Raw genomic sequence first — 19,303 nt, 5'->3', positions numbered from 1 at the left:
TAGAACGTTTGTGCACGGCTCAGTTGAACAGGCCCGCAGCGATGTTGATCGAGAACCCGAGAATCGCGGTGTTGAACAGAAAACCGATCAGCGACTGCGCGAGCACAATCTTGCGCAATTCCCGAGTGGCCACGCCGACATCGGAGGTCTGCACGGCTGCGCTGATGGTGAACGAGAAATACAGGAAGTCCCAATAATTGGGGGTGGTCAGCCCTTCAGCGAAGCGCAAAGCCGGGTCTTTGCCGGCCCAGGTGTAGAACAGGCGGGCGTAATGTACGCTGAAAATCACCCCGATCAACAGCCATGAACCGATGACGGTCAGTGCGGTATACCCGTAATGCAACAGCTTGCGGGTGGTTTCCAGGTCCTTGCTGCCGGCCAGTTCGAAGGTGATGGTCGCCAGGCTGGCGATGGCGGCGATGCACACCACGAACAGCACCAGCCCGGCGTTCTCGTCTTCTACTTCGGCAATGCGTTTCACATCCGGCGCTTTGGCGCGGGCGGCCAGCCAAAGCATCAGCACCAGATACGACCAGACCCCGGCGTTCCAGCCGAAGAGGATTTTGCTGATGATCGAATCGGCCGGAGCCAGAATGCCCACCGCAACACCGAGGGTCGCAGCGGCGGACAGGCGAGGGTGGGTGCGGGCGAGGAAGGGCATGTGAACTCGATGGGTCAGGGTATGCAAACACCTTAGCCCAGCGTGGCCCCCTCTGACCAACACCGACCCCTGTAGGAGCGAGGCTTGCCCGCGAAGGCGGTGTGTCAATCGAGTGAAGTATTGACTGTTACAGCGCCTTCGCGGGCAAGCCTCGCTCCTACAAGGGGGATGTGTGCGGTCAGGTTTTCTTGTGGCGCTTGCGCACCAGTTTCATCACCACCACAAAAAACACCGGCACAAACACCACCGCCAGTGTCGCGGTGATCATCCCGCCAATCACCCCGGTGCCGATGGCTTGCTGGCTTGCCGAGCTCGCGCCAGTGGCGATCGCCAGCGGCACGACGCCGAGGATGAACGCCAGGGACGTCATGACAATCGGACGCAGGCGCAGGCGCGCGGCTTGCAGGGTGGCGTCGATCAGGTCGTGGCCTTCGTCGTACAGGCTCTTGGCGAACTCGATGATCAGGATCGCGTTCTTCGCCGACAGGCCGATGATGGTGATCAGCCCGACCTTGAAGAACACGTCGTTGGGCATCCCGCGCAAGGTCACGGCCAACACGGCGCCGAGCACGCCGAGCGGCACCACCAGCAGCACCGAAGTCGGAATCGACCAGCTCTCATACAACGCCGCCAGGCACAGGAACACGATCAACAGCGACAACCCGAGCAGGATCGGCGCCTGGCTGCCGGACAGCCGTTCCTGCAGCGATAACCCGGTCCATTCCTGGCCCAGGCCCGCTGGCCCTTGCGCGACCAGTCGCTCGATTTCCGCCATGGCTTCACCGGTACTGTGACCTGGCGTCGGTTCACCGGAAATACTGATTGCCGGATAGCCGTTGTAACGGGTCAACTGCGCCGGGCCCTGAGTCCATTTGGCCTGGACGAACGCGGACAGCGGCACCATTTTCCCGCTGCTGTTGCGCACGTGGATCTTCAGCAGGTCGGCGACCTGACTGCGTTGATCGCCTTCAGCCTGGACCACCACTCGCTGCATCCGCCCCTGATTGGGGAAGTCGTTGATGTAAGCCGAACCGACTGCGGTGGACAGCACGCTGCCGATGTCGGTAAACGAAACCCCCAGCGCATTCGCCTGTTTACGGTCGACGATCAGTTGCACCTGCGGCGCTTCGGCCAGCGCGCTTTCGCGCACGTTCATCAGGATCGGGCTTTTCTCGGCGGCCGCCAGCAACGCGGTACGCGCCTGCATCAGCGTGGCATGGCCGAGGCCGCCACGGTCCTGCAAGCGGAACTCGAAACCGCTGGAGGTGCCGAGGCCGTCCACCGGCGGCGGCAGGACCGAGAACGCCATGGCGTCCTTGATCTGGCTCAGCGCGATGTTGGCGCGGTCGGCAATCGAACTCGCCGAGTCGTCGCTGCCGCGATCCGACCAGTCTTTCAACGTGGTAAACGCCAGCGCCGCGTTTTGCCCGCTGCCGGAGAAGCTGAAGCCGAGAATCACCGTGCTGTCGCCGACGCCCGGTTCGGTGGCGTTGTGCGCTTCGATCTGCTCGACCACCTGCACCGTGCGATTTTTGCTCGCGCCGGGTGGCAGTTGAATGTCAGTGATGGTGTAACCCTGATCCTCCACCGGCAGGAACGAAGAGGGCAGACGACTGAAGCACAGCCCCAGACCAATCAGCAGCACGCCGTAGATCAGCAGGTAACGACCGCTGCGTTTCAGCGCATAAGCGACCCAGCCCTGATAGCGCTCGGTCAGTTGTTCGAAGCGTCGGTTGAACCAGCCGAAGAAGCCGCCCTTGGCGTGATGCTCGCCCTTGGCAATCGGCTTGAGCAGCGTTGCGCAGAGCGCCGGGGTCAAGGTCAGGGCGAGGAAGGCCGAAAACAGAATCGAGGTGGCCATCGACAGCGAGAATTGCCGGTAGATCACCCCGACCGAACCCTGCATGAACGCCATTGGAATAAACACGGCGACCAGCACCAGAGTGATGCCGATGATCGCCCCGGTGATCTGCTTCATCGCTTTGCGCGTAGCCTCTTTGGGCGACAGGCCTTCGGTGGCCATGATCCGTTCGACGTTTTCCACCACCACGATGGCGTCGTCCACCAGAATGCCGATGGCCAGCACCATGCCGAACATGGTCAGTACGTTGATCGAGAACCCCAGCGTGAGCATGGTCGCAAAGGTGCCCATCAGCGCCACTGGCACCACGAGGGTCGGAATCAGCGTGTAGCGGAAGTTTTGCAGGAACAGGAACATCACCGCGAACACCAGCACCATCGCTTCGATCAGGGTGTAAACCACTTTGGTGATCGAGACTTTGACGAAAGGCGAGGTGTCGTACGGAATCTTGTATTCCACATTGGCCGGGAAGTAGCGCGCCAGTTCATCCATCTTCGCCCGCACCAGCGTCGCAGTGCTGAGCGCGTTGGCGCCGGGGGACAATTGCACGCCGACAGCGGTGGACGGCTTGCCGTTCAGACGCGTGCCAAACTGGTATTCCTGGCTGCCGATTTCGACCCGCGCCACATCACCGATGCGCACGGTGGAGCCGTCCGGATTGGCCTTGAGCACGATGTCGGCGAATTCTTCCGGGGTCGACAGCTGGCCTTTGACCAGAACGGTTGCGGTGATTTCCTGGGTGGTGCGGGTCGGCAGGTCGCCGATGCTGCCGGCCGAAACCTGGGCGTTCTGCGCAACGATGGCGGCGTTGACGTCGGCCGGTGTCAGGTTGAAACCGATCAGTTTCTGCGGGTCGATCCAGATCCGCATCGCCCGCTCGGCGCCGTACAGCTGGGCCTTGCCGACACCGTCCAGGCGCTTGATCTCGTTCATCACGTTGCGCGCCAGGTAATCGCTGAGCGCCACGTCGTCGAGTTTGCCGTCAGTAGACGTCAGGGTGATCAGCAGCAGGAAACCGGCGGAGACTTTCTCCACCTGCAAACCTTGCTGGTTGACCGCTTGCGGCAGGCGCGACTCGATGACTTTCAGGCGGTTTTGCACATCCACCTGAGCCATCTCCGGGTTGGTGCCCGGTTGAAACGTCGCCTTGATCGTGGCGCTGCCGAGGCTGCTTTGCGATTCGAAATACAACAGGTGATCGGCGCCGTTGAGCTCTTCCTCGATCAGGCTGACCACGCTTTCGTCCACGGTTTGCGCCGAGGCGCCCGGGTACACGGCGTAGATTTCGATCTGCGGCGGCGCGACATCGGGGTACTGCGCCACCGGCAATTGCGGAATGGACAGGGCACCGGCCAGCAGGATGAACAGGGCAACTACCCAGGCGAACACCGGGCGGTCGATAAAGAACTGCGGCATAGAAAAGCGTCCTGCTTACTGACCAGAAACCTGGGCAAGTGGAAGAGGGGAATCGTCGATCTGTACTTTCTCGCCGGGCTTGGCGTGTTGCAGGCCTTCGATGACGATGCGGTCGCCAGACTTGAGGCCTGCGGTGACGATCCAGCGATCGTTTTGCACGGCGCCCAGCTCTACGGTTTGCTGGCCGACGCGCAGTTCCGCATCGAGCACCAGCACCTGCGCAACACCCGCGCTGTCGCGTTGAATGGCGCGTTGCGGCACGCTGATGCCTTGCTGGTTCACCGCTTGTTCAAGGCGCACCCGCACGAAGCTGCCCGGCAGCAAGTCGAGGTCCGGGTTGGGAAACTCGCTGCGCAGGATGATCTGGCCGGTGCCCGGGTCGACGGTGATGTCGGTGAACAGCAGCTTGCCCGGCAGCGGATAGAGGCTGCCGTCATCCTGAATCAGCGTGGCTTTGGCCTGACCCTGACCCACTTCCTGCAACTGGCCGGAACGGAAGGCGCGGCGCAGGTCGTTGAGTTCGCGGGTCGACTGGGTGAGGTCGGCATGAATCGGGTTCAACTGCTGGATCAATGCCAGCGGCGTGGTTTCGTTCTGCCCGACCAATGCGCCTTCGGTGACCAGTGCGCGGCCGATGCGCCCGGAAATGGGGGCGGTGACGGTGGCGTACCCGAGATTCAATTTCGCTCGATCCACGGCGGCTTTATTGGCCGCGACTTCAGCGGCGGTTTGCCGTACAGCGGCCCGGGCGTTGTCGTAATCCTGGCCGCTGATGGCATTGCCTTCGATCAACTGGGCGTAGCGCTGTTCTTGCAGCCTGGCCTGGAAGGCGTTGGCCTCGGCCTTGCGCAGCGAGGCTTCGGCGCTGTCCAGGTCAGCCTTGAACGGTGCCGGATCGATGCGGAACAGCACATCGCCTTTTCTCACGTCGCTGCCTTCGTGGAAGGCGCGTTGCAACACTACGCCGGCGACCCTGGCGCGCACTTCGGCAATCCGTGGCGCGGCGATCCGTCCGCTCAATTCGCTGGTGATCGACAGGGGCCGGGGTTTGATGGTCTCGATGCGCACGGTGGCCAACGGCGCCTGCTCTTCAGCGCTCGTGGATTTGTCACACGCGCTCAGCGTCAACGCCAGGGCAAGCAGGCTGAGCTTGGCAAGCAGGTTCTTTGACATGTAAATACCCCAATAATGAACTCCCGCATCCTACGGGGAGGCGACGAGGGTAGCGGTGAAGCTTTGTTGGTGCTGTGTGAAATTGTGTAATGGTTTTGCTCAGGCACGGGTGAGGGCGTATATCCTTCACGGCTTGAAATTTATTGCGCCTGTCAGACCGCCATCGCTAGCAGGCTAGCTCCCACAAGGGATCTCATGTGGACACAAACATTGTGAACACCACTGAACCCCTGTGGGAGCTAGCCTGCTAGCGATGGCGGCATAACAGCCGCCACTGCACTCTCTGGAAACACCCATGCCCAACATCCTCCTGGTCGAAGACGACACCGCGCTCTCCGAGTTGATTTCCAGCTACCTGGAACGCAACGGCTACTCCGTCAGCGTGATCAGCCGCGGTGACCACGTGCGCGAGCGTGCGCGGGTCAATCCGCCGGACCTGGTGATCCTCGACCTGATGTTGCCGGGGCTCGACGGCCTGCAAGTCTGTCGCTTGTTGCGCGCGGATTCGGCCACGCTGCCGATCCTGATGCTCACCGCCCGCGACGACAGCCACGATCAGGTGCTGGGCCTGGAAATGGGCGCCGATGACTACGTCACCAAACCCTGCGAACCCCGCGTGTTGCTGGCCCGCGTTCGTACGCTGTTGCGCCGCAGCAGTCTCAGCGAACCGCAGACTGCCAACGACCGCATCCTCATGGGCAATTTGTGCATCGACCTGTCCGAACGCACCGTGACCTGGCGTGAACAACTGGTCGAGCTGTCCAGCGGCGAATACAACTTGTTGGTGGTGCTGGCCCGACATGCCGGCGAAGTGTTGAGCCGCGACCAGATTCTGCAACGCCTGCGCGGCATCGAATTCAACGGCACCGACCGCTCGGTGGACGTGGCGATTTCCAAGCTGCGGCGCAAATTCGACGACCATGCCGGCGAGGCGCGCAAGATCAAGACCGTGTGGGGCAAGGGTTACCTGTTCAGCCGTTCCGAGTGGGAATGCTGAGGCGATGTTCAGAATCCTCTTTCGCCTGTACCTGGTGACGATCATTTCGTACAGCGCGGCGATCTATCTGGTGCCGGACGTGGTGATCAAGGTCTTCCAGGAGCGCTTTGTCACCTACAACCTCGATTACTCGCGCGGGTTGCAGTCGCTGATCGTCAAGCAGTTTCACGCCGTGCCCGAAACGCAGTGGCCAGCGTTGGCGGCCGAGATGGACAAGGAATTCAACCCGCTGCACATCGTCCTCAGCCGCAATGACGATGACGGCCTGACCCTGGCGGAACAGAAACGTTTGCAGCGTGGCGAGAATGTCGTGCGCATCGGCGACTGGGGCTGGCGCACGCTGGCGGTGGCACCGTTGAACTCGCAAACCGTCGTGCAAATGGTCGTGCCGCCGGACCCGCTGGACGTGAATTTGCTGTACTGGAGCATCAACGTGCTGATCGGCGCGACCATGCTCGCGTGCCTGTTGCTGTGGCTGCGCCCGCACTGGCGCGACCTGGAGCGGCTAAAAGGCACGGCTGAACGCTTCGGCAAGGGGCATTTGAGCGAGCGAACCCAGATCCCCACCCACTCCAACATCGGTAGCCTGGCCAACGTTTTCGACACCATGGCCGGCGATATCGAAAACCTGCTGAACCAGCAGCGGGATTTGCTCAACGCGGTTTCTCACGAACTGCGTACACCGCTGACCCGCCTGGATTTTGGCCTTGCGCTGGCACTGTCCGACGATTTGCCGGCTGCCAGTCGGGAGCGCCTGCAAGGGCTGGTCGCGCACATACGTGAACTGGATGAGTTGGTGCTGGAGCTGCTGTCCTATAGCCGCTTGCAAAATCCGGCCCGGCTACCGGAACAGGTGGAAGTGTCGCTGGATGAGTTCATCGACAGCATTCTGGGCAGTGTCGATGAGGAGCTGGAGTCCCCTGAAATCGTGATCGACGTGCTGCTTCACGGCCAGCTCGAACGCTTCACACTCGATCCACGGCTGACTGCCCGGGCGATTCAGAACCTGCTGCGCAACGCGATGCGCTACTGCGAGAAGCGTATTCAGATCGGGGTTCAGGTCTGTGCCAAGGGGTGTGAAATCTGGGTCGATGACGATGGGATCGGCATTCCCGATGACGAACGCGAGCGGATTTTCGAGCCGTTTTATCGACTGGATCGCAGTCGCGATCGGGCGACGGGTGGCTTTGGCCTGGGATTGGCGATCAGTCGGCGGGCGCTGGAGGCACAGGGCGGCACGCTCACTGTCGAACCGTCTCCGCTGGGCGGCGCACGGTTCCGTTTGTGGTTACCGATCCCGGCCTGATGACCGCCGAAAAAACTGTGTAGGAGCCGGCTTGCCGGCGATGGCGTCCTTGAATTCAACGCAATGTCTGATGGCCCCATCGCCAGCAAGCCGGCTCCTACAGGTCACGCGCTGAGCCGGCTTTTAATCAACTTCGCCATTTCCTCCAGCTCCGACGCCGGGTTGTGCCCGATCAGCATCCACGCATGTTCCATGTCCGCCCAATACACCACGTTCATTCCGTGCCGACGCTCGTGGGCGAAGTGGCGACTGCCACTGTTTGAGCGGGTGACGCACAACGCCATGGGGCCGTGCGCCGGGTCCAGATACGTAATCTGGGCGATGGGCATGCCGTCGTATTCGAGGATTTGTGCGCGTTTGAGCTCAACGCGTGGCAGGCTCAGTTGAGCCGGCAAAAGGCGCAGCCCCAGGCGTGCGTCGATGGTGTGCAATTGCGCGCGCTGAGTGGCTTCGTCGCTGGGCAAGTGTTCCAGGGTTTGCGGCACGTACATCGACATGTAGTCCGCCACCAGCCCTCGCCAGCTGGATTTGTGCTGGCTCGCCTGCCAGCCAAGGAACAACCGGTCCGCGAGCACGCCGCTCAACACCAGGCCGGCTGCCGCCGCGAGGAACCGGCGCCGATTTATCGCGGGCCGGGCAGGCGAGGGCAAGGTGTCGAGCATCGCTTGCAGGCGGTCCACGGGCGCCTGTTGCGCCAGTTCGTCGTAGGCGGCCTTGAACGGCAGGCTGCTGCGGGCCAGCCATTGAAGGCGCAGGTTGAGCATCGAGTCTTCGGCGATGACTGCGTCGATGCGGCTGCGCTGATCGCTATCGAGTTGGTCGTCGAGGTAGGCCACCAGTTGCTCGTCCGTAGGCATCGTGTGATCGTTCATCGACGTTCTCCTGTGGAAGGGTTCGACACCGCGTGCAAGGGCGGGTACTCGGCCAGTTTCGCCCGCGCCGCGGCCAGGCGGCTCATGACCGTGCCGATGGGCACGTCCAGGACTTCGGCGACTTCGCGATAGGACAGGCCCTCCACGTAGGCCAGAAATACCGTTTCGCGTTGCGCTTCAGGCAGCGCATCGACGCGCCGAATCACCTGCGTGGCGAGCACGTGGGTTTGCGCGGCGTATTCACCGTCGAACGACAAGGCGTTGTCGGCATCCACCAGCCCCTGGCCCTGACGCACTCGGCGCGAACGCACTTCGTTGAGCCAGATCGAATGCAGAATGCTCAGCAGCCAGCGGTCCAGGCGGCTGCCGGGGACAAATTGCCCGGCACACTCCAGCGCCCGCACGCAGGTGGCCTGCACCAGGTCTTCGGCGACATGCCGCTGCCGGGACAGCAGCAGGCCGTAGCGCCATAACCGCGCCAGGTGCTGGCCCAGCTCTGCCCGTATTGCCTGATCGCTGGCGATGGCGACCTCCGTCCTGTCAGGTTTTCGATGAATCGTTAATGGCTTCAGCCAGGTCCCGGTATTCTTCGCAGGTGCTGCCGCAGATCGATTTTATCTGCTGCAACTGCTCCTGGGCGAGATCCAGCCGACCCTTGATCACATACGCTTCGCCGAGGTACTCGCGGACTTGCGCGTATTGCGGGTCGAGTTTGACCGATTGCAGGTAGTAACCGATGCCCTCGTCGGTGCGCCCCAGTTTACGCGTAGCGTAGCCGCGATAGTTGAGCGCCTTGGCGGTGTCGGGTTCTTTCAGCGTGTCGAGCAGTGCCAGGGCTTCCTCGTAGCGACCGTCCTTTGCCAGCCGATAGGCGTAATCGGTTCGGTCGGCATCGGATACCTCGCCGCTGGTCTGCCTCACGCATTTTTGCGACCTGGAGTCGAAGACCTGGCCTTTCGGGCAGTTGGGCCTGGCCGGTGCGTCATCTTCACCATTGGCCAATGCAAGGGTAGCGGACAACGCAAAGGCGAGCAGTAGCTGAACGGTAAAAACAGTAAGACGGGTATTCATGGATGATCTCCACTGGTTTATTCGTTTCAGTTCAACCACGCCCCGGCAACATGCACGCAAGGTGTTATCCCGCAGGCCGAAATGATGAGTCTTCGCTGTCATGAACACCGCAGGGTGAACAATTATTCATTTCTTTCTGGCGGTCTTTTCAAGGCACGCGCACACAGGTCCGTGGTCGATCTGGGTGTCCACCCGTTTTGTCGCGGCTTTATCAGTGCAGGAAGGGCGAAGGTGGATGGGCGAATTCGCGTGCTGATCGCCGCTGAGCCCGAATTGCGGGGCAAGGACGTGGTGACGGTGCTTTATGTGACGGCGGCGTTTGTCGCGGTGAAGGCCAGTTAGATCTGTGGTGCGAGCAATCGCCGGCAAGCCGGCGATGAACGATGACCGGGTCTCAGCTGAGCAACCGGATCGGCTCTCCAGCTGACCAGGCCTGAATGTCCTCGATCATTTGCGAAAAGAACTGATGGTAATTCTGCTGGCTGACGTACCCGACATGCGGCGTCGCCAGCACATTCTCCAGCGTCCTGAACGGGTGATGAGCCGGCAAGGGTTCCTGCTCGAACACGTCCAGCGCCGCACCGGCCAGCCGTCGTTTTTGCAGTGCCTTGATCAGCGCCGCCTCATCGACAATCGGCCCGCGAGCCGTGTTGACCAGCAGTGCGGTGGGTTTCATCCAGTCCAGCGCTTGCGCGTCGACCAGGCCGCGGCTGCGGTCGCTGAGCACCAGATGCACCGACAACACGTCGGCCTGTTCGAACAACGCCTGCTTGCTGACGTAGGTCACGCCCACTTCGGCGGCGCGTTCGGCTGTGAGGTTTTCGCTCCAGGCGATTACCCGCATGCCGAACACCTGGCCGAACTGGGCGACTCGCTGGCCAATGCTGCCCAAACCGAGAATCGCCAGGGTCTTGCCGTGCAGGTCGCCACCCAGCCCCTGTTGCCATTTCCCTGCGCGCAAGGCGTTGGCTTCCACGACCAGGTTGCGGGTGGCGGCCATGATCAGCGCCCAGGTCAGTTCCGGCGCGGCGTGTTTATAACTGTCGGTGCCGCTGACCTGAATGCCAAGCGCGGCAGCGGCTTTCAGGTCGAGGGCAGCGTTGCGCATGCCGCCGGTGACCAGCAGTTTGAGGGTCGGTAGCCGACGCAGCAGGTCTTCATCGAAGCGGGTGCGCTCGCGCATTACGCAGATCACTTCAAACCCGGCCAGGCGTGCTGCCAGCGTTTCGTTATCCGCCGGATAGTCATGGATGAAACTCACCTGGCCGATGGCGTCCAGCGCCGACCAGTCAACCACCTGCCGCGCCACATCCTGCCAGTCATCGAGTACCGCAATCTGCACAGCCATCCGCCTTACCTCATCAATGAACGGGGTTGGAATTGTTCAGCCAGGCGAGCAGGGCCTGGTGGAATTTTGCCGGTTCTTCCATTTGCGGCGCGTGGCCCATGCCGGGGAATTCGACCAGCGTCGAGTGAGGAATCAGTTTCGCCACCTGTTTGCCGAGTACGTCGTAGTGACCGATTTTCGCTTTGACCTCGGGTGAGGCGATGTCCTTGTTGATGGCCGTGGAGTCGGCAGTGCCGATCAGCAGCAGCGTCGGCACCTTCAGGTCCTTGAATTCGTAGTACACCGGCTGGGTGAAGATCATGTCGTAAATAAGTGCCGAGTTCCACGCCACCCGGGTTTTGCCCGGGCCTTTGGCCATGCCTGCGTACATGTCTACCCAGCGGTCGAATTCGGGTTTCCAGCGGCCGTCGTAATAAGTGCTGCGCTGATAGTCGTGAATGCCTTGCGCCGTCACCTTGAGCTCACGCTCGTACCATTGATCCACCGTGCGATACGGCACGCCGAGGGCTTTCCAGTCTTCAAGACCGATTGGGTTGACCATCGCCAGTTGTTCGACCTGCTCGGGATATTGCAGCGCATAGCGGGTGGCGAGCATGCCGCCCGTGGAATGCCCGAGCAGGCTGGCTTTCTGGATGCCGAGGGCTTTGAGCAGTTGTTGGGTGTTGGCCGCCAGTTGCTGGAAGCTGTACTGATAATTGTCCGGTTTGCTGGAGGTGCAGAAACCGATCTGGTCCGGCGCGATGACCCGGTAACCGGCGTCGCTCAAGGCCTTGATCGACGTGTCCCAGGTTGCGCCGCAGAAATTCTTGCCATGCATCAGCACGATGCTGCGCCCGTTGGCCTTGCCGTGCGCGGCGACGTCCATGTAGCCCATTTGCAGGGACTGGCCCTGGGATTCAAAGGCGAAATGCTTGAGCGTATAGGGGTATTCGAAGCCTTGCAGTTCGGGGCCATATTCCGGGCCGTCGGCCGCGATGGCCGGCAGTGCGGCGGTCAGCAGCAGGCTCGGAAGCCAGCGGGAGCGTGCGAGGGGCATGGGTGGACTCCAGAGGAAATCGGCGATGCTGGATCGGAATGATTAGGGCGGCATTAAGCACAGGCCATCGCGGCGGGTGATGGTTCAACCGATCCAGCCCAAAGTCGCCAGGGCCAGCACGCCGTAACGGGCGCCTTTGGCGAGTGTCACGATCAGCAGGAAGCGCCCCAGCGGTTCGCGCATGACGCCGGCGACCAGCGTCAGGGGATCACCGATGACAGGCACCCAACTCAACAGCAACGACCAATGACCGTAGCGCTGATAATGAATGCGGGCCTTGTCCAGATGGCGTGGGCTGACCGGAAACCAGCGCCGGTCGCGGAACCGCTCGATACCGCGACCCAACCACCAGTTCAGCAGCGAGCCGAGCACATTGCCCAGCGTCGCAACTGCCAGCAGCGACCAGAGCCAGTACTGCTCGCTGAGCAGCAGCCCCACCAGGACCGCTTCGGACTGCAACGGCAGCAGGGTCGCCGCACCGAATGCGGCGAAAAACAGCCCGATGTACGCCGCAGACATCAATGGGCGGCGGGGTAGTCCGCCACCACCACGTCAGCGCCGTCCTTTTTCAGGCCGATCACCTGATAGGCGTCGCTCATGCCGTCCATTTCCATGCCGGGCGAACCCATCGGCATGCCGGGTGCGGCCACGCCCAATAGATCGTCACGCTTGCTCAAGGCCAGCACCTGATCGGCCGGGACATGGCCTTCGACGAATTTGCCGTTGATCAAACCGGTGTGGCAGGAAGCGAGACGTGGCGGCACGCCGTGCTGTTGCTTGAATTCGCTCATGTTGGCTTCGACGTGATCCTCGACCTTGAAGCCATTGGCCTCCAGGTGGCTGATCCACTTTTTGCAGCAGCCGCAGTTGGCGTCGCGGTGAACCTCGATGGGGATGAGGTCGGCGGCCTGGGCCAGGGACGAAATGAACAGGGCGCTCAGGGCGACCAGACGCAGATGGGTTCGCATGGAGGGATCTCGACTCGGATGGCGGTCAAAAAAAGAGGCATTTTGACTACTTTAGCCGGTTAAGAGCGACGAGATTGTTTCGAATTAATGCTGGGGTTGTGGGGGATTCTGGGTTGCACGGGGTTTGGTTGGTGTACATATCCATTGGTTTGGTGATGGCGGATATGGGTTTCGCCCTTACGGCGAGTCACTTGGAGAAGCGCCAAGTAACCAAGCGCTTTTGCCCCTTTCGTTCGGTGGCTCGCTAAGGCTCGCCATGCCCTCGCTCCGGTCCTGCTCCGTGGGCCCGCCGCGATCGGCCATCCCTGGCCGTGCGCGGCTAACCCGGCATCCATGCCGGGTTGCCCACTGCGCAGAACCTGCGCTCGGCCTCTCGAGGGGGCGTGTACCTCAAGATCAAGAGCTGAAGGCGAGCTAACGCTCGGCCTGATGAGTGGTGAAGATCAAAAGCAAACGCCAATCCTTGTAGGAGCCGGCTTGCTGGCGATGGCGGTGGGTCATCCAGCATATTGGTTGACTGGACGGATGCCATCGTCGGAACGCCGCCCGCAGCAAGCCGGCTCCTACAGTTGATCGTATTTATCCAAACGCATGTGCATTTCCCTTGTAGGAGCCAGCTTGCTGGCGATGGACGTCAACGATAACGCGGGCTGTCTGAATGAACGCGTCGCCTAGACGTTTTTCGCCGGCAAGCCGGCTCCTACAGTTGATCGTATTTATCCAAATGCATATGCATTTCCCTTGTAGGAGCCAGCTTGCTGGCGATGGACGCCAACGATAACGCGGGCTGTCTGAATGAACGCGTTGTCCGGTCGTTTTTCGCGGGCAAGCCTCGCTCCTACAGGGAATCGCGTTTGCTTTTGCTTCTCACCACTCATCAGGCCGAGCGTTAGCTCGCCTTCAGCTTTTGATCTTGAGGTGCACGCCCCCTCGAGAGGCCGAGTGGAGGTTCTGCGTAGTGGGTAACCCGGCATGGATGCCGGGTTAGCCGCCCCCGGCCATGGATGGCCGATGGCGGCGGGCCCACGGAGCAGGACCGGAGCGAGGGCATGCCGAGCCTAGGCGAGGCACCGAACGAAAGGGGCAAGAGCCCTTGGTTACTTGGGGCTCTTCCAAGTGACTCGCCGTAAGGGCGAAACCCATATCAGCCATCACCAAAACAATGGATATGCACACAAAAGCCTTCAGCCAATCAGCGGACTTTGAACCGCCCCATAATCGCACTCACGCGGCTATTGGCTTCCAGCAACTGCCGGGTATTGAGCTCACTGGCCTGACCGCTTTTCACCAGTTCATCCACCATGTGGCGGATCTGCACCATGCTGCGGTTGATCTCCTCCGTCACCGCACTTTGCTGTTCGGCGGCGGTGGCGATCTGGGTGCTGAGGCTGTTGATGTGGCTGACGGAACCGGCCATTTCGTCCAGCCCGGTGTTGACCCGCGCCGTGGCATCGGCCGCTGACTGGCAGCTGGCCTGGGTGTTTTCCATGGCGCTGACCGACGAACTGACGCCTTGGGTCAGGCGGGTGAGCATCTCGTTGATTTCCGAGGTGCTGGCCTGGGTGCGGGCGGCGAGGGCGCGGACTTCGTCGGCCACCACCGCAAAACCGCGACCTTGCTCGCCGGCACGCGCCGCTTCAATGGCCGCGTTAAGGGCCAGCAGGTTGGTCTGGCCGGCGATGGCGCCGATCACCCCGAGGATTTCGGTGATGCGCTGGGCGTCTTGCTGCATGCTTTCGACTTTATGGGTGGCGCTGGCCACTTCGTCGATCAACGCAATCACACTGCTGGACGCTTCGCCCACCACGACCCGCGAACGGTCGGCGTTTTCGTTGGCGCGTTGAGTGAAAGCAGCGGTTTCAGCCGCGTTCTGCGCCACGCTTTCGGCAGTCGAACTCATTTCGGTAATGGCGGTGACGGTCTGATCGGTTTCCGAAGCGTGGCGCACCAGAATCTGGCTGGTATGCGCAGAGGTGCGTTGCAGGTTGTCGAGGCTGGAGGCCATGGCGCCCGTGGCCTGGGTGACTTCGCCGATCATGTTTTGCAGGTAAGCGATGAACGCGTTGACCGAGTGGCCAATGGCGCCCAGCTCGTCTTCGGCACGAATGGTGATGCGTTTGGTCAGGTCGGCGTCACCGGCGGACAGTGCGTCGATATTGGCCTTCAGGGCTTTCATGCGCTGGATCAGTTGGCGGATCGCATAGATTTGCAGCAGCACCAGCAGGATCACCATCGGGATTTGCAGCAGGCTCAGTGTGCTGAGCACATCGTCGCGCTGGGCGGTGATCAGCTTGGTCGGCAGGGCGGTGGCGAGGAACCACGGCGTGCCTTCGATAGGGCGCATGAAGAAGGTGCTGGCTTCGCCTTTGTTGTCGAACTCGACGCGCTGCGCCTGATCACGGTTTTGCAGGCCGGCCTTCACCTGGCTGGCGAAAGGTGAGTTGCCGGCCAGTTCGCTGATGTTCTTCAGTACGATCGGTCCGCTGATGCGTGAGCTGTTGCTGATGATCTTGCCGTCGGCCTCGACGATGAGCATTTCGGCACCGAGGTCTTTTTCCTTGCGCGCCACCAGCTCGTTGAAAAAACCCAGGGTCACGTCGATGGTCGACACGCCGTAGGCGGCGCCGTTTTTCTGGATCGCCATGGCGCAGTTGGTGCGCGGCTCGGCGCTGGCGTCATCTTTATAGGCCGCTGCCCAGGCGCATTGCCCGCGTGGGGTTTGCATGCCGCCCTTGTACCAGCTCTGGTCGTAATAGTTAGGCGCGGCGTCGCTGTTCCAGAAGGTATTGACCGCCAGTTTGCCCGAGGCATCACGATGCCAGAACGTGCTGAACTTGTTGCGCCCTGCTTCACGCTGGCCGGGCAGGGGCCAGATGCCGCCACCGAAGACTTTCAGTTCGCCGTACTGATCGACCAGCCCCGGCAGGACCGTGTCGATGGCGGCGCTGTCGAGCAAGGGGATGGTCTGGGTGATACTGCGCTGTTGCGCCTGAACCTTGTTCAGTTCGCCCTGGATTTGTTCGGCGACTTCGGCGATGCGATTGAGCGCGACTTGTTCTTCGGTGTGGCGCAGCTTTGGCGCGACCAGTTGGCTGATGCCAACCACGGTGAGAATGGACAGCAGCAGAATGAACAGGACCAGAAACAGCGTGTAGCGAGCCTGAATAGTGCGGAATGCGGGCATGGGGCCGGGTCCTTTTGAGCAGCGATCTTATTGTGGGTATCGGTATGAAACTGGACGCTTCAAAGGGCTATCGGCTGGCTCAAGTTGAGCTTTAGGTACGATCGTACAAGAACGGAGGGAGGTGACGGACGGCGGGATTGCGCCGGCCCGTTCAGGCAATTGAACGGGCCGGACGCAGGTTAACGGTCGAGCAACTTCAGGATTTCTTCCGGGTAACGCAAGCCGGCGGTGGCATTCGCCGGGAAGATCGCTTCCAGCGCGTGCAACTCTTCGCGGCCAAGTTTGATTTCCAGCGCTGCCACGTTTTCTTCCAGGTATTTACGCTGTTTGGTCCCGGGGATCGGGATCACGTAATCACCCTGGGCCAGCACCCACGCCAATGCGAGTTGACCCGCCGTCACGCCTTTTTCCGCCGCCAGGTCCTGCACTTGCCGCACCAGCAGCAGGTTTTTCGCGAAGTTGTCACCCTGAAAACGCGGGCTGAACCGACGGTAGTCGTCTGCCGCAAAGTCGTCCGGGCTTTTCAGTGCGCCCGTCAGAAAGCCCCGACCCAGCGGGCTGTAAGGGACAAAGGCAATGCCCAGTCGCTGGCACGCGGCCAGGCAGCCGTTGTCTTCCTGATCCCGGCTCCATAACGAATATTCGCTTTGCAGCGCGCTGATCGGATGAACCTGGTGCGCCCGCTCCAGCGTTGTGGCCGAGGCTTCGCTCAAGCCCAGGTAACGCACCTTGCCGGCCTTGACCAGTTCGGCCATGGCGCCGACGGTTTCCTCGATGGCCACTTGCGGGTCGATGCGGTGCTGGTAGTACAAGTCGAGGGTTTCGACGCCGAGCCGCTTGAGGGTGCCATCGATAGAGGCGCGGATGTATTCCGGGCGTCCGTCGACCCCTCGGGCGGACGGGTTCGCCGGATCGCGGACGATGCCGAACTTGCTTGCCAGAAACACTTGATCACGCTTGCCGGCGATGGCTTTGCCGATCAGTTCTTCGTTGGTGTGCGGGCCGTACATGTCGGCGGTGTCGAGCAGGTTGATGCCCAGTTCCAGCGCACGATGCAGGGTGGCCGTGGCTTCCCGGGTGTCCGTGCCGGTGGTGTAGAAATCGGTCATGCCCATGCAGCCCAGACCGATCGCGCTGACCTGCGGACCGTTTTTACCCAATTGACGTGTTTGCATGAAATCAGCTCCCTGTGAATGTGAATCCCATTGTTAACCTCGACAGAATCCAGATAAACCAGCTAAAACTGCTATCACTATTAGTAATTTCTAAATAATCAGCCGGTACGACTGCACAATGGATCGATTCAACGCCATGCGCGTATTCACCCGGATCGTCGAGCTGGGAGGCTTTGCCAAAGCGGCAGACAGCCTGCAATTGCCCCGCGCCTCGGTGACCATTCTGATCAAACAGCTTGAGGCGCATCTGGGCGTGCAGTTGCTGCAACGCACCACGCGGCAGATCAGCCTGACGCTCGACGGGGCAGCGTATTACCCGCGTTGCGTGCGTTTGCTGGCGGATCTGGAGGAAACCGAAGCGGTGTTCTCCGCCGCGCGTCAAAACCCCAAAGGTTTGTTGCGCGTGGACATGCCCGCAGGGGTGGGGCGACTGATCGTGATCCCGGCCTTGCCGCAGTTCACGGCCCGTTATCCCTTGATCGAGCTGGAAATCGGTTTGAATGACCGGCCCGTGGACCTGATTCGCGAAGGCGTCGATTGCGTGCTCCGGGGCGGTTCGTCACTGGACGACTCTCTGGTGGCGCGACCGCTGGTCATGCTGGATCAGGTCACCTGCGCCAGCCCCGGTTATCTGCAACGCCACGGGACGCCGCAGTGCCTGGCCGATCTGGAGGGGCATGAAATGGTGGAGTACGTTTCCAGCCACAGCGGCAAACGTTTCGGACTGGAGTTTGTGGTCGATGGCCAGATACAACCGATCAATCTGTCCAAACATGTGGCGGTCAACAGTGCCGACGGTTATCTGGCGGCGTGTGAGGCGGGGTATGGATTGGTCCAGACCCCGTACTATCACGTAGCCAGGCAATTGAAGGAGGGCAATCTGGTCGAGGTGCTGAGGGAGGTGCCGCCACCGGGGATGCCGTTGGCGGCGCTCTATCCTCCTCACCGTCAGCTGTCGCGGCGGGTACGGGTGTTTGTCGACTGGATGGTTGAGCTTTGCGCGCAGCCGGGAAATGGCTTTGTCAAAGAGCATTCAGGCCGCTGAAAAATCCTAACGGTGTTGGTAGTAACCCGGTCCGCCACGGCCGTCGTAATGGTGGCCGCCGTGCCATCCGCCGTGGGGGAAAATAATGCAGCCGCTCAGGGAAAGTATGGCCAGCAGGGGAATCAGCAGTGTGATTCGACGGAACATTTCAAAATCCTCATGGTTATCGCCGCTATGAAGCCAAAAGGCTTCATCGGCTGTAACATGAGACCCCGTTTGCAGCGCCCCATCCCCGGAAAACGGTAGTGGCTTGGCATGCATTCGGATACAAACCCGATACATTTTCAGGTTCGCCTTACGTTTTAGCTTTTTGTTTAAGGAAAAGGGCAATGACCCAGTCGCAACGTTTGAAATACTCGATTCTGATCTCCCTGGTGGTGCTGGGGATCATGTTTGGCCTTTCGTATTTGCAGAATGCCGGGGTCATCAGCGAAAAACTGTTCCAGTACATCGCTATTGGCGTGGCGGTGATCGTGGTGGTGATCAATGGCGTGATGCGTCGCAAGGTCAAGCCCTGAGCGACGCACCACGGGCAGGTTATTCGCCGTGCAATGCGGCGAACGCCTGTGGGTGCAAGCTGTAGCTTTTGTCCGGGTTCAGGGTGATCACGCCTTCGCTGCACAAGCGTTTCAACACTTCGCGCACACTGAGAAAGGACAGCGGAATATCCAGGTCCAGCAGGTGACTGTGGACGCCGCGCACACCCAGGCTGCGATCGCTTTCGGCGGCGGTCAGCAAGGCGTCGATGACTTTCAGGCGGATCAGGCTGGTGCGAAGGCCGAAGCTCTTGAGCAGTACCCGGATCCGTTCGTTGCTGTGTCGTTCAGTACGCGGATTGAACAGGCCCGAGCCCATGGAAGTGCCCATTGGCGCAGCGCTACCGTCCGTTGGCAGTTGCGAGTTGTACATGCAAAATCTCCTTTTCAGAGCCTGAACCGGAAAGATGTGTTGGGTGCTCTTACTCAATAAGACGTACGAGCCACCCAAATCATGAAGGATCAGATGTAGAAATTTTGTTGCCATCACGTCAGAAGCTTGTAAACCCCCGCAGAAACGCCCTCCGGCGGCCTAAATTTTTGTCATGGATTTCGTTCCTGTAGGAGCGAGCCTGCTCGCGATGGACGTTAACGATTGCGCGTATTTCCTGGATGAACGCGCCGACCTGACGTCCATCGCGAGCAGGCTCGCTC

General features: G+C 61.0%; 18 protein-coding genes. 4 read left to right on the top strand and 14 right to left on the bottom strand.

Annotated features, from left to right (window positions below):
* Window positions 1-19: 19 nt before the first annotated feature.
* From J4E42_RS01660 to J4E42_RS01650, 3 genes are all read right to left on the bottom strand, one after another.
* A complete protein-coding gene (locus tag J4E42_RS01660; protein ID WP_207284400.1) occupies window positions 20-661 on the bottom strand; it encodes a DUF1345 domain-containing protein in 642 nt (213 codons plus the stop codon).
* Window positions 662-839: 178 nt separating this feature from the next.
* On the bottom strand, window positions 840-3,938 hold the full coding sequence (locus tag J4E42_RS01655) for an efflux RND transporter permease subunit (RefSeq protein ID WP_207284399.1): 3,099 nt from the start codon (window positions 3,936-3,938) through the stop codon (window positions 840-842).
* 15 nt (window positions 3,939-3,953) lie between these two features.
* Window positions 3,954-5,111, bottom strand: coding sequence for an efflux RND transporter periplasmic adaptor subunit (locus J4E42_RS01650; protein ID WP_207284398.1), 1,158 nt, complete (start codon window positions 5,109-5,111; stop codon window positions 3,954-3,956).
* A gap of 295 nt (window positions 5,112-5,406) precedes the next feature.
* Here J4E42_RS01650 and J4E42_RS01645 point away from each other — a divergent pair, with 295 nt between their 5' ends.
* A complete protein-coding gene (locus tag J4E42_RS01645) occupies window positions 5,407-6,108 on the top strand; it encodes a response regulator transcription factor (RefSeq protein WP_008031130.1) in 702 nt (233 codons plus the stop codon).
* Window positions 6,109-6,112: 4 nt separating this feature from the next.
* Entirely contained in the window at window positions 6,113-7,414 is a 1,302-nt protein-coding gene (locus J4E42_RS01640) for an ATP-binding protein (RefSeq protein WP_008031131.1), read from the top strand.
* Window positions 7,415-7,518: 104 nt separating this feature from the next.
* On the opposite strand, the gene J4E42_RS01635 is transcribed toward J4E42_RS01640, so the two are convergent.
* The 9 genes from J4E42_RS01635 to J4E42_RS01595 form a co-directional block, all read right to left on the bottom strand.
* Window positions 7,519-8,286, bottom strand: a complete 768-nt coding sequence (locus tag J4E42_RS01635) for an anti-sigma factor (RefSeq protein WP_207284397.1) — start codon at window positions 8,284-8,286, stop codon at window positions 7,519-7,521.
* Window positions 8,283-8,780: an RNA polymerase sigma factor gene (locus J4E42_RS01630; RefSeq protein ID WP_202949142.1), complete on the bottom strand. Its 498-nt coding sequence runs from the start codon at window positions 8,778-8,780 to the stop codon at window positions 8,283-8,285. Before J4E42_RS01630 ends, J4E42_RS01635 begins: the two co-directional genes overlap by 4 nt.
* Window positions 8,781-8,826: 46 nt before the next feature.
* Complete coding sequence (locus J4E42_RS01625; RefSeq protein ID WP_192227075.1) at window positions 8,827-9,357, bottom strand: tetratricopeptide repeat protein; 531 nt, start codon at window positions 9,355-9,357, stop codon at window positions 8,827-8,829.
* 394 nt (window positions 9,358-9,751) lie between these two features.
* Entirely contained in the window at window positions 9,752-10,705 is a 954-nt protein-coding gene (locus J4E42_RS01620) for a D-2-hydroxyacid dehydrogenase family protein (RefSeq protein ID WP_008036836.1), read from the bottom strand.
* Between the two features lie 13 nt (window positions 10,706-10,718).
* Complete coding sequence (locus tag J4E42_RS01615; protein ID WP_192416248.1) at window positions 10,719-11,741, bottom strand: alpha/beta fold hydrolase; 1,023 nt, start codon at window positions 11,739-11,741, stop codon at window positions 10,719-10,721.
* A gap of 84 nt (window positions 11,742-11,825) precedes the next feature.
* The gene (locus J4E42_RS01610; protein ID WP_192227077.1) at window positions 11,826-12,260 is read right to left on the bottom strand and encodes a YqaA family protein; all 435 of its coding nucleotides are present in this window, start codon (window positions 12,258-12,260) and stop codon (window positions 11,826-11,828) included.
* Window positions 12,260-12,709, bottom strand: coding sequence for a DUF411 domain-containing protein (locus tag J4E42_RS01605; protein WP_008031144.1), 450 nt, complete (start codon window positions 12,707-12,709; stop codon window positions 12,260-12,262). The genes J4E42_RS01610 and J4E42_RS01605 overlap by 1 nt, the downstream gene beginning before the upstream one ends.
* Before the next feature lie 1,192 nt (window positions 12,710-13,901).
* Window positions 13,902-15,893, bottom strand: coding sequence for a methyl-accepting chemotaxis protein (locus J4E42_RS01600; protein ID WP_207284396.1), 1,992 nt, complete (start codon window positions 15,891-15,893; stop codon window positions 13,902-13,904).
* 179 nt (window positions 15,894-16,072) lie between these two features.
* On the bottom strand, window positions 16,073-17,068 hold the full coding sequence (locus tag J4E42_RS01595; RefSeq protein WP_207284395.1) for an aldo/keto reductase: 996 nt from the start codon (window positions 17,066-17,068) through the stop codon (window positions 16,073-16,075).
* Between the two features lie 118 nt (window positions 17,069-17,186).
* Between J4E42_RS01595 and J4E42_RS01590 the strand changes: the two genes are divergently transcribed.
* Window positions 17,187-18,113 carry a LysR family transcriptional regulator gene (locus J4E42_RS01590; RefSeq protein WP_207284394.1) on the top strand — a complete coding sequence of 309 codons (927 nt, stop codon included), beginning with the start codon at window positions 17,187-17,189 and terminating at the stop codon, window positions 18,111-18,113.
* Window positions 18,114-18,119: 6 nt separating this feature from the next.
* Here J4E42_RS01590 and J4E42_RS01585 read toward each other — a convergent pair whose 3' ends face one another.
* Entirely contained in the window at window positions 18,120-18,260 is a 141-nt protein-coding gene (locus J4E42_RS01585; RefSeq protein ID WP_008024803.1) for a hypothetical protein, read from the bottom strand.
* A gap of 182 nt (window positions 18,261-18,442) precedes the next feature.
* Between J4E42_RS01585 and J4E42_RS01580 the strand changes: the two genes are divergently transcribed.
* Window positions 18,443-18,631 carry a hypothetical protein gene (locus J4E42_RS01580; RefSeq protein WP_008024801.1) on the top strand — a complete coding sequence of 63 codons (189 nt, stop codon included), beginning with the start codon at window positions 18,443-18,445 and terminating at the stop codon, window positions 18,629-18,631.
* A 19-nt stretch (window positions 18,632-18,650) separates the two neighbouring features.
* Here J4E42_RS01580 and J4E42_RS01575 read toward each other — a convergent pair whose 3' ends face one another.
* Window positions 18,651-19,022 (bottom strand): hypothetical protein, encoded by a 372-nt coding sequence (locus J4E42_RS01575; RefSeq protein WP_008043684.1) that lies wholly within the window; start codon window positions 19,020-19,022, stop codon window positions 18,651-18,653.
* Window positions 19,023-19,303 lie beyond the last annotated feature (281 nt).

It is taken from the genome of Pseudomonas sp. FW300-N2A2, from assembly GCF_017351735.1.
In the GTDB taxonomy this organism is placed as follows: domain Bacteria; phylum Pseudomonadota; class Gammaproteobacteria; order Pseudomonadales; family Pseudomonadaceae; genus Aquipseudomonas; species Aquipseudomonas migulae.
The sequence above is the reverse complement of the archived record's forward strand: the minus strand, read 5'-3'. Positions and strand labels throughout refer to the sequence as shown.